Origin of the sequence: Flintibacter porci (assembly GCF_041925195.1) — a bacterium.
Lineage (GTDB): Bacteria > Bacillota > Clostridia > Oscillospirales > Oscillospiraceae > Lawsonibacter > Lawsonibacter porci.
This window is the reverse complement of record NZ_JBHEVB010000005.1, coordinates 243,799-256,525: the sequence shown is the minus strand read 5'-3', so window position 1 is coordinate 256,525 and position 12,727 is coordinate 243,799. Positions and strand designations below refer to the sequence as shown.

Annotated in this window: 13 protein-coding genes and 1 tRNA gene; 12 read left to right on the top strand and 2 right to left on the bottom strand. The window is 61.3% G+C overall.

Annotated elements, in window-relative coordinates; all coding sequences use genetic code 11:
• Positions 1–129 precede the first annotated feature (129 nt).
• The 4 genes from ACEVJL_RS07510 to ACEVJL_RS07495 are packed head-to-tail and all read left to right on the top strand — an operon-like array spanning position 130 to position 3,770.
• Positions 130–963, top strand: a complete 834-nt coding sequence (locus tag ACEVJL_RS07510; RefSeq protein WP_374737369.1) for an EFR1 family ferrodoxin — start codon at positions 130–132, stop codon at positions 961–963.
• The gene (locus ACEVJL_RS07505; protein ID WP_374737368.1) at positions 960–1,667 is read left to right on the top strand and encodes a class II aldolase/adducin family protein; all 708 of its coding nucleotides are present in this window, start codon (positions 960–962) and stop codon (positions 1,665–1,667) included. Before ACEVJL_RS07510 ends, ACEVJL_RS07505 begins: the two co-directional genes overlap by 4 nt.
• Positions 1,660–2,703 carry an S-methyl-5-thioribose-1-phosphate isomerase gene (mtnA, locus tag ACEVJL_RS07500; RefSeq protein WP_374737366.1) on the top strand — a complete coding sequence of 348 codons (1,044 nt, stop codon included), beginning with the start codon at positions 1,660–1,662 and terminating at the stop codon, positions 2,701–2,703. The genes ACEVJL_RS07505 and mtnA overlap by 8 nt, the downstream gene beginning before the upstream one ends.
• Before the next feature lie 35 nt (positions 2,704–2,738).
• On the top strand, positions 2,739–3,770 hold the full coding sequence (locus ACEVJL_RS07495; RefSeq protein ID WP_374737364.1) for an aldose epimerase family protein: 1,032 nt from the start codon (positions 2,739–2,741) through the stop codon (positions 3,768–3,770).
• 46 nt (positions 3,771–3,816) lie between these two features.
• Here ACEVJL_RS07495 and ACEVJL_RS07490 read toward each other — a convergent pair whose 3' ends face one another.
• Positions 3,817–5,178, bottom strand: a complete 1,362-nt coding sequence (locus tag ACEVJL_RS07490) for a D-alanyl-D-alanine carboxypeptidase family protein (protein ID WP_374737363.1) — start codon at positions 5,176–5,178, stop codon at positions 3,817–3,819.
• Between the two features lie 135 nt (positions 5,179–5,313).
• On the opposite strand from ACEVJL_RS07490, the gene ACEVJL_RS07485 reads away from it, so the two are divergent.
• The 8 genes from ACEVJL_RS07485 to ACEVJL_RS07450 all read left to right on the top strand — a co-directional run bounded on the left by ACEVJL_RS07485 (position 5,314) and on the right by ACEVJL_RS07450 (position 11,899).
• A complete protein-coding gene (locus ACEVJL_RS07485; RefSeq protein ID WP_374737362.1) occupies positions 5,314–5,712 on the top strand; it encodes a ComEA family DNA-binding protein in 399 nt (132 codons plus the stop codon).
• A 17-nt stretch (positions 5,713–5,729) separates the two neighbouring features.
• Positions 5,730–6,431 (top strand): response regulator transcription factor, encoded by a 702-nt coding sequence (locus tag ACEVJL_RS07480; RefSeq protein WP_020989891.1) that lies wholly within the window; start codon positions 5,730–5,732, stop codon positions 6,429–6,431.
• Between the two features lie 24 nt (positions 6,432–6,455).
• Positions 6,456–7,958, top strand: coding sequence for a sensor histidine kinase (locus ACEVJL_RS07475; RefSeq protein ID WP_235395551.1), 1,503 nt, complete (start codon positions 6,456–6,458; stop codon positions 7,956–7,958).
• Entirely contained in the window at positions 7,955–8,446 is a 492-nt protein-coding gene (locus ACEVJL_RS07470; protein ID WP_008981612.1) for a GerMN domain-containing protein, read from the top strand. The genes ACEVJL_RS07475 and ACEVJL_RS07470 overlap by 4 nt, the downstream gene beginning before the upstream one ends.
• A gap of 94 nt (positions 8,447–8,540) precedes the next feature.
• Complete coding sequence (locus ACEVJL_RS07465) at positions 8,541–9,824, top strand: O-acetylhomoserine aminocarboxypropyltransferase/cysteine synthase family protein (RefSeq protein ID WP_374737361.1); 1,284 nt, start codon at positions 8,541–8,543, stop codon at positions 9,822–9,824.
• Positions 9,825–9,888: 64 nt separating this feature from the next.
• Positions 9,889–10,263, top strand: a complete 375-nt coding sequence (locus tag ACEVJL_RS07460; protein WP_374737360.1) for a DUF3783 domain-containing protein — start codon at positions 9,889–9,891, stop codon at positions 10,261–10,263.
• A gap of 79 nt (positions 10,264–10,342) precedes the next feature.
• Positions 10,343–10,429 (top strand) — tRNA-Leu (locus ACEVJL_RS07455).
• Between the two features lie 96 nt (positions 10,430–10,525).
• Positions 10,526–11,899 carry an MATE family efflux transporter gene (locus tag ACEVJL_RS07450; protein ID WP_374737359.1) on the top strand — a complete coding sequence of 458 codons (1,374 nt, stop codon included), beginning with the start codon at positions 10,526–10,528 and terminating at the stop codon, positions 11,897–11,899.
• 39 nt (positions 11,900–11,938) lie between these two features.
• Here ACEVJL_RS07450 and trhA read toward each other — a convergent pair whose 3' ends face one another.
• The gene (gene trhA / locus ACEVJL_RS07445) at positions 11,939–12,727 is read right to left on the bottom strand and encodes a PAQR family membrane homeostasis protein TrhA (protein ID WP_374737358.1); all 789 of its coding nucleotides are present in this window, start codon (positions 12,725–12,727) and stop codon (positions 11,939–11,941) included.

The following is a 12,727-nucleotide window of genomic DNA, read 5'->3' as shown; positions in this document are numbered from 1 at the left end:
GCTGGCCCAAGGTGATTACTGTCAGACCATTTACTCTCCCATTCTAACAGCTTCAGCTTTGAGATGGAAAAAGACGCGGCTGGCTGCCGCGCCTTAAACCGTAACTATATTGTAGGAGGTTATTACATCATGGAGATCAAAACCGTCTGGTCGGTGTACTTCAGCGCCACCGGCACCACCGAGAAGGTGGTCACCACCCTGGCCAAGACTGTGGCCCAGGAGCTGGGCGCTCAGTACCAGACCTTTAGCTTCAACCTGCCCAAGAGCCGGGAGGACGAGCTCACCTTCGGCCCCGACGACCTGGTGGTCATGGGCGTGCCCGTCTACGCCGGACGGGTGCCCAACCTGCTGCTGCCCTATGTGCGGGACAAGGTGAAGGGCAATGGCGCCCTGGCCATCCCTGTGGTGCTCTACGGCAACCGCAACTTTGACGACGGCCTGATGGAGCTGAAAAATGTCATGCGTGACAACGGCTTCATGCCGGTTGCCGCCGGCGCCTTCGTGGGCGAGCACTCCTTCTCCACCATTCTGGGCGCGGGCCGTCCCGATGCCGACGACATGGCCCTGGTGGACGAGCTGGCCCACAAGGCCGCTGAGAAGGTGAAAGGTCTCACCGAAGCCCCCACCCAGGCGGTGGAGGTGGAGGGCTGCGACCCCATCCGCCCCTACTACACCCCCCGGGACCGCCACGGCGAGCCCATCAAGGACTTTTTGAAGGCCAAGCCCAAGACTGACCTGGACAAGTGCGTCAAGTGTGGTCTGTGCGCCCGGCTGTGCCCCATGGGCTCCATCGACCCCAACGACGTATCCAATGTGGTGGGCAAGTGCATCAAGTGCTGCGCCTGCGTGAAGAAGTGCCCCAAGGGCGCCAAGTACTTCGATCACGAGGGCTACCTCTACCACCAGCATGAGCTGGAGGACCAGTACGCCGGACGGCGTGCCCCCAGCAAGATTTTCCTGTGAGCGGTTACATACCGGGCCAGGGCGCACCCAGCGCCCTGGCCTTTGCCAAATCCCAGCTGTGCGAGGCCTGCCACCTCCTCTACCAGCGGGGCTATGTGGCCAGCAACGACGGGAACCTCTCCCTGCGCCTGGAGGACGGCCGCTTTCTCATCACCCCCTCCGGGGTGAGCAAGGGCCGCATCACCCCCGAGATGCTGGTGGTGTGCGACGGGGAGGGCCGTGTCTTAGAGGGGAACCGGCACCCCTCCTCCGAGGCTCCCATGCACTGGGCGGTCTACGCCGCCCGTCCCGACGTGGGTGCGGTGGTCCACGCCCACCCAGCCGCTGCCACCGCCTTTGCCGCCTGCCGCCGTCCCCTGGATATCCCCTACCTCACCGAGGTGGTCAGCGGTCTGGGCCCCATCCCGGTGGCCCCCTACGCCCTGCCCTCCACCCCGGAGGTGCCGGAAAGTATCCTGCCCTTTGTCCATGACCACAACGGGGTGCTGCTGGCCAACCACGGTGCCCTCACCTGGGGGAGCGACCTGTGGAGCGCCTTTGACCGCATGGAACAGCTGGAGCACACGGCAAAGATCTATTTGAACATCGCCCTGCTGGGGGAGGGTGTCCCCCTGACTGAGCAGCAGGTAGAGGCTATCCGGGGCCTGTCGGAGCACTACCGCACCCTGGCCCAGCCCCGAACAAAGGAGGAACCCCATGACTGACCTTCCGGAAAATGTCCGCCTTAGCCCCGACGGGACCGGCGTCATCATTTTGGACCAGACCCAGCTGCCCGCACGCCGGGTCTTTCTCACCCTGACCACTGCCAGGGAGATGTACGAGGCCATCCACGCCCTGCGGGTGCGGGGCGCCCCTGCCATCGGGGTGTGCGCAGGTATGTGCCTGTCCGCCCTGGCCCATCAGCGCCCCCAGATGGAGCGCCCCGCTTTTGACACTTGGCTGCGGGAGCAGGCGGACTATCTTGCCTCCTCCCGGCCCACGGCGGTGAATCTGTCCTGGGCACTGCGGCGCATGACCGCCCTGCTGGAGCTGCCCCTCCCCCTGCCGGAGCTTCTGGACCGGCTGGAGGCGGAGGCTCTGGCCATCCAAGCAGAGGACATGGACATGTGCGAGAAAATTTCCCGCTACGGTCTCTCTCTGCTCCACCCGGGAGACGGAGTGCTCACCCACTGCAACGCCGGGCCTCTGGCCACCTCCTGCTACGGCACCGGACAGGGTCCCCTCCACCTGGCAGCCAAAGAGGGCTTCCCCCTAAAGATCTTTGCCGACGAGACCCGCCCTCTCCTCCAGGGAGCTCGACTCACCGCCTATGAGCTCCAGCAGGCGGGGGCAGACGTCACCCTCATCTGTGACAACATGGCCTCCCTGGTGATGAAAAACGGCTGGGTGCAGGCCTGCATGGTGGGCTGCGACCGGGTGGCCGCCAACGGGGACACCGCCAACAAGATTGGCACCAGCGGTGTGGCTATCCTGGCCCACCACTACCACATCCCCTTCTACGTGCTGGGCCCCACCTCTACCATCGACTTAAGCTGCCCCACCGGGGCAGATATCCCTATCGAGGAGCGCAGCGGAGAGGAGATCCGCTCTCTCTTTTATAAAGAGCCCCAGGCTCCGGCAGGAATAACGTGCTATAACCCCGCCTTCGACGTCACCGATCACACCCTCATCACCGCCATTATTACCGAAAAGGGGATCTGCCGTCCCCCCTACACCCAGTCTCTGGCAGTTCTGTTTTGATCTTTGATTTTAAATTAAAATAGGAGGTCCTCATTATGCAGCGCAAACCCTTTGGACAGACCCGGGATGGCCAGGCCGTGGAGATCATCACCCTGGACAACGACCAGCTCTCCTGCACCTTCCTCACCTACGGCGCTACCCTCGTCTCCCTGAATGTTCCGGACAAGGAGGGCAAGATGGTGGATGTGGCCCTGGGCTATGATACTCTGGATGCCTATGAGAGCCAGGATAAATACCTGGGCGCCACCGTGGGCCGCTATGCCAACCGCATTGCCGCCGGCCGCTTCACCCTGGACGGTGTGGAATACACCCTGGCTGTCAACGACGGAGACAACCATCTCCACGGCGGCCCCACCGGTTTCTCCACCCGGGTATGGCAGGCTGACGAGGTGCCCAATGGGGTCCGCTTCACCTACCACAGCCAGGACATGGAGGAGGGCTTCCCCGGCGCCCTCACCGCCCAGGTGACCTATACCCTGGAGGACACCGCTCTGGTGGCCCACTATCAGGCCACCACCGACCGCCCCACCGTCTGCAACCTCACCAACCACACCTACTTTAACCTCAACGGCCACAACAGCGGCACCGTGCTGGACCACACACTGGTCCTCCACGCCGCCCACTACACCCCCGTGGTCCCCGGCAGCATCCCCACCGGAAAGATCGAAGAGGTAGCGGGCACTCCCATGGACTTCCTCTATCCCCACACCATCGGCCAGCGCATCGACCGTCTCTTCCCTCAGCTGCTGCACTGCGGCGGCTACGACCACAACTGGGTCATTGACGGCCCCATGGGCACCCTCCGTCCCGCCGCCCGGCTGGTGGGCGACAAGAGCGGCATCACCATGGAGGTGGAGACCACCCTGCCCGGCGTTCAGTGCTACGCAGCCAACTTCCTGGCCGGCTGCCCCACCGGCAAGGGCGGCGTCACCTACCACAACCGGGAGGGCGTGTGTCTGGAGACTCAGTTCTACCCCGACAGCCCCAACCACCCCAATTTCCCCTCCTGCGTGCTGCGCCCGGGTGAAACCTGGGACCACACCACCGTGTTCCGTTTCTCCAAGTAAGCAAACAGCCTCCCGGCTAAGCCGGGAGGCTGTTCTTTTATTCTGTTTATCTGCGGCGGCGTCCGCTGTAACGGCCCCGCCGGCTGGCGCCTGCACCGGCATAGCGGCGGCGCTTGCTGAAAACGAAGATCCGCAGCAGCAGAGCCACCACGGCCACCACAACGATCACCAGCAGCAGCTTGACCCACCAGTTCTGGAAGAACTTCTGGATGCGGTCCAGGCGGTAGAGAAGCTCCGAGCGCTCCACCGAGCTGTCGGCGATCAGATCCAGGGTGCCGTACTCTTCGCCCTGATATTTCAGTACCATGGTACCCAGTACCTGGCCCTGCTCCACCGGAGCTTCCACGGTGTCGTTGAAGAGGTTAATGACCTTCTCCATCTCGTCCACCTTCACGTCCTTGGGCAGGGTGCGGGCGATGGAGCCCGAGGGCCGCACCATCACCTGGTCGCTCTGGGTAGACAGGGTGACATTCACCTTGGCCACTACCTCACTGTCCTCTGAAATGACGGTGCGCTGGAAATTCTCAAAGCCCCAGTTCAGCAGCTGGATGGTATCATAGAACTGCGCCACCACCTCTGTGCCATCGGCCAGGGTAACTTTTTCCGGTTCACCCATGACCACGGAGATGAGGTAGGTGTCCCCCTTCTTGGCGGTCTCCACCAGGCACTTGCCTGCCTCGTCGGTGCTGCCCGTCTTGCCGCCGGTACCAGGCGCATAGAGGTAGCCGGTGTACGTCCAGTTGGAGGTAAGGGCGTTGGTATTGCGCACGGTGCGCTGCTCGCTGAGGTTGGTGGCAGGGATGGTGTAGTTGGGGCTGGTGACGATCTTCTGGAACAGGTCGTACTCCATGGCCGCCTTCATAAAGAGCGTGATGTCATAGGGCGTGGTGTAGTGGTCCGGGTCATGGAAGCCGTGGGGATTGGCAAAGTGGGTGTTCTCGCATCCCAGCTCCTTGGCCTTGTCGTTCATCATGCCCACAAAGGTGTCGATGTCACCGCCCACCGTCTCGGCCAGAATTTGGGCGGCCTCATTGGCCGAGGGGAGCAGCAGGCAGTACAGAAGCTGCTCCACCGTCAGCACCTCTCCAGCCTTGATGTTTGCCGTAGAGCTGCCCTTGGGGATAGTGGCGGCCGTGGCAGAGGCTGTGATCTGGGTCTGGGCGGTAAGCTTGCCCGACTCAATGGCCTCCAGGGTAAGCAGGGCGGTCATCACCTTGGTGATGCTGGCGGGGTAGACCTTGTCGTGGCCGCCTACCTCGTAAAGGATCTCGTCGTAGTTGGCGTCCACCAGGATGGCGTTCTTGCCGTGAAACTCCGGCGGCTCCAGTGCCAGGGACTGGAAGGGCAGCAGCAGGGTGGTCATTATGGAGACCACCAGCACCAGGGCAAAAAGGCGATATTTTTTCATGGGAAATTCTCCATATGTATGATATAATATAGGTTCAGAGGGTCCGGCACCCCCATCGTCCGGGTTCTTCTCAATGACAGATAAATTTATTATAGCAAACCAATCACGCCGCCGCAAGCGGAAGGAGCGGAAAAAATGGCTGGTATTTCCCGGTATGAGGCCGCGGCTCTTGGACTCACCGCCGCCTTTGTTTTCTTCACCGCGGGCTGGTTTTTTGCCAGCCGCACCGCAAGTGACCCCTACACGGTCACCGTCCAGCACAGCCAGAGCACCGCAGTCTCCTCCGCGGAGCAGACACAGACCGGGGAGAGCAGCCAGCCCGAAAGCCTTCTGGAGGGGGAGCGCATCCCGGTAAACACCGCCGACTTGTATGAGCTGGACCGCCTGCCCGGCATCGGTCCCACCAAGGCCCAGGCCATCGTGGACTACCGCACCGAGCACGGTCCCTTCCAGAGCGCAGAGCAGCTGCTGGAGGTCTCCGGCATTGGCGAAGCCACCCTGGAGGGGCTTTTGGACTATATCACCTTAGATTGACAAGGGAGCTTTATCATATGGCAAAAATATTAGTGGTGGACGACGAGCGCGTCCTGGTGAAGGGAATCACCTTCAACTTAAAAAATGAGGGCTATCAGGTGGAGACCGGCTACGACGGTGAGGAGGCGGTGGAGCTGGCCCGGGAGGGCAAGTTCGACCTCATTATCCTGGACCTGATGATGCCCAAGATCGACGGGCTCCAGGCCTGCATGCGTATCCGGGAGTTTTCCAACGTGCCCATTATCATGCTCACCGCCCGCAGCGAGGACACCGACAAAATCATCGGCTTTGAGTGCGGCGCGGACGACTATATCACAAAGCCCTTCAACATTCTGGAGCTGAAGGCACGGGTGCGTGCTCTGCTGCGCCGCTCGGGCGCGGCGGTCCAGCACCAGGCGGCCGGCCAGCTCACCGTGGGCCACATCCGTCTGGATCCCAACGAGCGCTCCGCCTGGAAGGACGGGGTGAGCGTGGACCTTACCGCCAAGGAATTTGACCTGATGGAGCTTCTCATGCGCAACCCCGGCCGAGTGTACAGCCGGGAGAACCTGCTCAACGTGGTGTGGGGCTATGAGTATATCGGGGACTACCGCACGGTGGACGTCCATGTGCGGCGGCTGCGGGAAAAACTGGAGCTGGATCCGGCCAACCCCCAGTATATCCGCACCAAGTGGGGGGTGGGCTACTATCTCAGCAGCCACCCCGAACAAAAGAAATGATTCCAGGAAAGGAGGGGCCGCCCCTTGGATAGCCGAACCCCGGGCAAGGCCCAGCAGAAGATCCCCTTCTTCTCCCGGCTGCAGGTCAAATACGCCATGAGCTATCTGGCCATTCTGGCGGTGGTGCTGGTGCTGCTGAACACCTACCCTCTCATCGCCTCCCAGAACCTGCTCTTCTCCTCCAAGCGGGACTCCCTGAAAAATCAGGCCGCGGTGATGGCCTCCGCCCTCATGGAGCTGGAGTCCCTCAATGCCGACCAGGTGGCCAGGGTCATGAATATGCTGGACAGCACCGGCCTGAGCCGGGTGCTGGTCACCGATCCCTCCGGTCTCATTCTCTACGACAGTCTGGCCCAGTCCAACTCGGAGGAGGAGTCCGAAGGCAGCCAGCCAGACGCTCAGCCGGAGGAGGAATACCGCTACGCCCTGTTTCAGGAGGTGGTACTGGCTCTGGAGGGAAATGACGTGGTCTACTCTCAGTATCAGGATGGCCGCTTTCTCTCCACCGCCGCCTGTCCCATCGTCTACCGCGGCATGACCATCGGCGCCATCTACCTCACCGAGGAGGACACCACCCAGGGCGCTCTTCTGATGAATCTGCAGCAGAACCTGCGCTCTATCTCTCTGGTGCTGGTGGCCATCGCCCTGACCATTAGTTTTCTATTTTCCAAAGTGCTCACCTCCCGCATCGGCGCTCTGCTGGGCGCCATCCGCATCGTGGGTGAAGGGGAGTACGGCCACCGTCTCCAGCCCTCGGGCAAGGACGAACTGGCCCATCTGGCCGAGGAATTCAACCAGCTCACCGACCGTCTCCAGACCACAGAGGAGATCCGCCGCCGCTTTGTCTCTGACGCCTCCCATGAGCTCAAGACCCCGCTGGCCTCCATCCGCCTTCTGGCCGACTCCATCCTGCAAAACCAGGAGATGGACGCGGAGACGGTGCGGGACTTTGTGGGAGACATTGGCGACGAGGCCGAGCGCCTCACCCGTATCACCGAGCACCTGCTGGCCCTCACCCGGCTGGACAGCCTGCCGGTGGGCGAGACACAGATCGTGGACATGGCCCAGGTGGCCCAGCGGGCTATCAACATGCTCACCCCGGTGGCCGAGGCTGCCGACGTGACGGTGGAGGCCAACTGGAAACCCGGCTGCACCCTGCGGTGTACCGAGGACGACCTGTACCAGATCTGCTTTAACCTCATCGAAAACGCCATCAAGTATAACTTCCCCGGCGGCCGAGTCTTTGTCACCGTGCGCCGGGATGGGGACCAGGTGCTGCTGGAGGTAGCCGACACCGGCGTTGGTATTCCGGAGGACGAGCTGCCCAAGGTCTTTAACCGCTTCTACCGGGTGGACAAGGCACGCTCCCGGGCTGCCGGCGGCACCGGTCTTGGGCTGTCCATCGTGCGGGACACGGTGCGCCGCCACGGCGGCTGGGTCACCGCCCAGCGCCGCCAGAGCGAAGGCAGCGTGTTCACCGTGGGCTTTCCCTGCGAGACCCCCGAGGTGGGAGGTGACTTCTCATGAGGCGTGTCTTTGTTCTGCTGCTGGTCCTGCTGCTGACCCTGTCCGGTTGTAAAACCAGCTCGAAAAACGGCGGCTATCAGCTTTATTTCCGGGTGGATCCGGAAACCTCCACCCACGGCGCGGCCATTGCGGGCCAGAACTACCCCGGCAGAGAGGAACCCGGTGTGGAAGAGCTCTTCGCCGCTCTCATGGCCGGTCCCACTCAAAATGGACTGGTCTCTCCCTTCCCGCAAGGCGTGACACTGATCAGCTGGGAGCTGTCCGACGGCCTTCTCACCCTGAATCTCTCGGAGCAGTACGGCGGTCTGGCCGACGTATCCCTTGCCCTGGCCGACTACTGTCTGGTCCTCACCATGAGCCAGATCGCCGGGGTGGATTCGGTGCAGATCCAGTCCGACGGCCACACCTACCACTCCCGCAGCCACCAGACCATGACCTCCCAGGAAGCAGTGCTGGATCCTGCGTGGCTCCCCCAGGAGACCTCTTGACAAATGGTCCAAATCTCGTTACCCTTATACATTATCAGTTGAATGTGATAAAGCGCCCGGAAACGGGCTTGAAGAACAGAAAGAAGGAGTTTCCATGAGCAACTATCAGATCGCCACTGAATGCCTCCACGCCGGCTATCGTCCCGGCAACGGGGAGCCCCGCAACTTCCCCATCGTCCAGTCCACCACCTTCCGCTATGAGACCAGCGAGGAGATGGGCAAGCTGTTCGATCTGGAGGCCAGCGGCTACTTCTACACCCGCCTGCAGAACCCCACCAACGATACCGTGGCGGCCAAGATCGCCGCTCTGGAGGGCGGCAGCGCCGCCATGCTCCTCTCCTCCGGCCAGGCGGCCAACTTCTATGCTATCTTCAACATCGCCGGCTGCGGCGACCACGTGATCTCCTCCACCTCCATCTACGGCGGCACCTTTAACCTGTTCGCCGTCACCATGAAGCGTATGGGCATTGAGTTCACCTTTGTGGACCCCGAGTGCTCCGAGGAGGAGCTCAACGCCGCTTTCCGGCCCAACACCAAGGCAGTCTTCGGCGAGACCATCGCCAACCCCGCCCTCACCATCCTGGACATTGAGAAGTTTGCCAAGGCTGCCCACGCTCACGGCGTGCCCCTGATCATGGACAACACCTTTGCCACTCCGGTGAACTGCCGTCCCTTCGAGTGGGGCTGCGACATCGTCACCCACTCCACCACCAAGTACATGGACGGCCACGCCCTCACCGTGGGCGGCGCCATTGTGGACAGCGGCAAGTTTGATTGGAACGCCCACGCCGACAAGTTCCCCGGCCTCACCACCCCCGACGAGAGCTACCACGGCGTCACCTACACCGAGCGTTTCGGTCTGGAGGGCGCCTTCATCACCAAGGCCACCGTGCAGCTCATGCGTGACCTGGGCTCCATCCCCTCCCCCAACAACTGCTTCCTGCTGAACATCGGTCTGGAGACCCTTCCTCTGCGGATGAAAAAGCACTGCGAGAACGCTCAGGCTGTGGCCGAGTATCTCCAGAGCCACGAGAAGATCGCCTGGGTGCAGTATGCCGGGCTGCCCGGAGACAAGTACCACGAGCGCGCCCAGAAGTATCTGCCCAACGGCACCTGCGGCGTGGTCATCTTCGGCGTGAAGGGCGGCCGTGCCGCGGCTGAGAAGTTCATGGCCGGGCTGAAGCTGGCCTCCATCGCCACCCACGTGGCTGACGCCAAGACCTGCGTGCTCCATCCCGCCTCCTCCACTCACCGTCAGATGACCGACGAGGAGCTGGCTGCCGCCGGTGTCTCTCCCGACCTGGTACGCTTCTCCGTTGGCATTGAGGATGCCAAGGACATCATCGCTGACCTGGAGCAGGCCCTGGCCAACGTGTAAAACATCTATAAACCGGGCCCGGGCGGCTCTGCCGCCCGGGCTTTTTCAGATCGGAGGTATCTCTATGGCAGGCGAAACCGTACTGCTCTATAACTGCTCCGGCCCACAGTGGAGCAAGCTGCGCCAGGTATTTGTGATGCAGAAGCTGCGCATGAAGGAGGTGGAGCCCGGCCAGTATGGCCTTCCCCTCGCCCAGGTGCTGGAGGGCAGCGGAGAATCCGCAGGAGTGGAGGAGGAATTTTCCGACCCCATGCTGGTGTTCTGCTCCCTTACCGGTCCTCAGCTGGACCGCCTGCTGGGCGCCATGAAGCGCGCCAAACTGCCCCCCATTCCCCTGAAAGCGGTGCTTACCCCCACCAACCGGGACTGGACCTCCCAGCAGCTGTGGCAGGAGCTGCGCTGGGAACATCAGGCCATGCAGGAGCGGCAGGGCAAATAATTTCTCCGCGAAAAAAGCATTGACAAATCGCGCCTTCCGCCCTATAATGATAAGGCGGTTTTCAATAGACCGCCTGTTTGCGGCTGTGCTGGAATTGGTAGACTGGCAAGCTTGAGGTGCTTGTGTCCGGACGGGCGTACGGGTTCGACTCCCGTCAGCCGCACCAGTTAGAAAAGACGACTTGTTTCGACAAGTCGTCTTTTCTTTGGCCCTTTTGGGTGGTAGCATTTGCCACCGGATTGAGAGAGAAGGAGTTTGCACGATGAGCCAAAACAAGCCCGCAGAAAACAAAATGGGCACCATGCCGGTCAACCGGCTGCTGTTGTCCATGTCCATCCCCATCATGATCTCTATGCTGGTCCAGGCACTGTACAACGTAGTAGACAGTATCTTCGTGGCCCAGCTCAGTGAGGACGCCCTGAACGCTGTCTCCCTGGCCTTTCCCATTCAGAACCTGATGATTTCCGTGGCAGTAGGTACCGGCGTAGGTATCAACGCCCTGCTGTCCAAGAGTTTGGGCGAAAAGCGTCAGGACCGGGCCAATGCCGCCGCCATGAACGGCCTGTTTCTGGCTGCGGTCAGCTACCTGGTCTTTATGCTCATCGGTCTGACCTGCTCCCGGCTGTTCTTTGCCATCCAGACGGACAAGCAGGCCATCGTAGACTATGGCGAGAGCTACATGTTCATCGTGTGCGTACTGTCGGTGGGCATGTTCTTCCAAATCACCTTTGAGCGTATCCTCCAGGCCACCGGCCGTACCCTGTACACCATGTTCACCCAGGCTTTGGGCGCCATCATCAACATCGTACTGGACCCCATCCTGATCTTCGGTCTGTTCGGTCTGCCCCGCATGGAGGTGGCCGGCGCCGCCTTGGCTACCGTACTGGGCCAGATCATTGCCGCCCTTGTCTCGGTGGTCATCAACGCCACCCGCAACCCCGACGTACAGCTGAGCCTGAAGGGCTTCCGCCCCCAGGCCTCCATCATCGGCCACATCTACGCCGTGGGCGTTCCCTCCATCATCATGTCCTCCATCGGCTCGGTGATGGTCTTCGGCATGAACAAGATCCTGATCGCCTTCACCACCACCGCTACCGCGGTTTTCGGTGTATACTTCAAGCTCCAGTCCTTTGTGTTCATGCCTGTGTTTGGTCTTAACAACGGCATGGTGCCCATTGTGGCCTACAACTACGGCGCCCGCCGCCCTGACCGCATCAAGCGCACCGTCAAGCTCAGCGTCATCTACGCCGTGTCCATCATGTTCATCGGCCTGCTGATTTTCCAGTTCCTGCCCAATGTGCTGCTGGATCTGTTCCGCTCCGAACAGGACACCGGCGATATGCTCACCATCGGTGTGCCCGCTCTGCGGATCATCTCCCTGAGCTTCCTGTTTGCCGGATTTGCCATCGTCTGCTCCTCCGTATTCCAGGCTCTGGGCCACGGCGTGCTCAGCCTGGTGGTATCGGTCGTGCGTCAGCTGATGGTACTGCTGCCTGTAGCTTTCCTTCTGTCCCGCATCGGTGGGTTGGCCGTCGTCTGGTGGGCCTTCCCCATTGCGGAGCTGTTCTCCGTAGGCCTGTCTGCCCTGTTCCTGCGCCGGGTCTACCGCAAGGAGATCCACCCTCTGGAGATGTAAAAAAAGTCCCGGAAGCAATCGCTTCCGGGACTTTTTTATTTAAAGATAAGCAATGACCTGAGCCATCATCATAAAGTGGGCAATGGAGCCCAGGAGGATGAATACATGGAAAATCTCGTGGCAGCCAAAGCGGGGGTTGCTGCGCCCGGGCCACTTCACCGCATAGAGCACACCGCCCACCGTGTATAAAACTCCGCCCAGAATGAGCCAGAACATACCCAGCCCAGGCATCCGCTGGGACAGAGGAACGATGGCGAACAGGGCCAGCCATCCCATCACCAGGTAGATGACGCTGGTGAGCCACCGGGGGATATCCAGCTTGGCGATGGTAAGCACCACGCCGGCCACAGCCAGGCCCCAGATGGCAATAAGCATGGGCAGTCCGCCATCTTCCCGCAGCACCGTGAGGCATACGGGGGTGTAGCTGCCGGCAATGAGCAGATAAATGGAGCAGTGGTCATATTTACGCAGGGCAATGCGCTTGGAACGGGTGGTATTCACACAGTGGTACAGGGTGCTGGCCGTGTACAGGCACACCATAGATAACCCGTAAATCAGAAAGAGCACCAGGTTTCCCCATTTGCCCATCCACGCGGACTGAACGGTGAGAAATACCGTCCCTACCACCGCCAGCGCCGCTCCAATCCCGTGGGTAATCGCTGACCAGGGCCGCAGGCCGTCATAGGGGTCCCGCACCTCTTTCCGCCTCCGGGGACGGGGCACAGAAATCAAAGGTCTGGCCGGAACTGCAGTTTCATGGAACATATCAGACACCTCACAATTAAAGGCATTTGGCGTGGGTCTGTCAAACGCTCTTCTATGTTCCAT

What these genes read in the sequence shown, in the direction of transcription:
- ACEVJL_RS07510 (WP_374737369.1), top strand. Translation starts at nt 130, where the DNA reads ATGGAGATCAAAACCGTCTGGTCGGTGTACTTCAGCGCCACCGGCACC.
- mtnA (WP_374737366.1), top strand. Translation starts at nt 1,660, where the DNA reads ATGACTGACCTTCCGGAAAATGTCCGCCTTAGCCCCGACGGGACCGGC.
- ACEVJL_RS07495 (WP_374737364.1), top strand. Translation starts at nt 2,739, where the DNA reads ATGCAGCGCAAACCCTTTGGACAGACCCGGGATGGCCAGGCCGTGGAG.
- ACEVJL_RS07490 (WP_374737363.1), bottom strand. Translation starts at nt 5,178, where the DNA reads ATGAAAAAATATCGCCTTTTTGCCCTGGTGCTGGTGGTCTCCATAATG.
- ACEVJL_RS07485 (WP_374737362.1), top strand. Translation starts at nt 5,314, where the DNA reads ATGGCTGGTATTTCCCGGTATGAGGCCGCGGCTCTTGGACTCACCGCC.
- ACEVJL_RS07480 (WP_020989891.1), top strand. Translation starts at nt 5,730, where the DNA reads ATGGCAAAAATATTAGTGGTGGACGACGAGCGCGTCCTGGTGAAGGGA.
- ACEVJL_RS07470 (WP_008981612.1), top strand. Translation starts at nt 7,955, where the DNA reads ATGAGGCGTGTCTTTGTTCTGCTGCTGGTCCTGCTGCTGACCCTGTCC.
- ACEVJL_RS07465 (WP_374737361.1), top strand. Translation starts at nt 8,541, where the DNA reads ATGAGCAACTATCAGATCGCCACTGAATGCCTCCACGCCGGCTATCGT.
- ACEVJL_RS07460 (WP_374737360.1), top strand. Translation starts at nt 9,889, where the DNA reads ATGGCAGGCGAAACCGTACTGCTCTATAACTGCTCCGGCCCACAGTGG.
- ACEVJL_RS07450 (WP_374737359.1), top strand. Translation starts at nt 10,526, where the DNA reads ATGAGCCAAAACAAGCCCGCAGAAAACAAAATGGGCACCATGCCGGTC.
- trhA (WP_374737358.1), bottom strand. Translation starts at nt 12,727, where the DNA reads ATGGAACATAGAAGAGCGTTTGACAGACCCACGCCAAATGCCTTTAAT.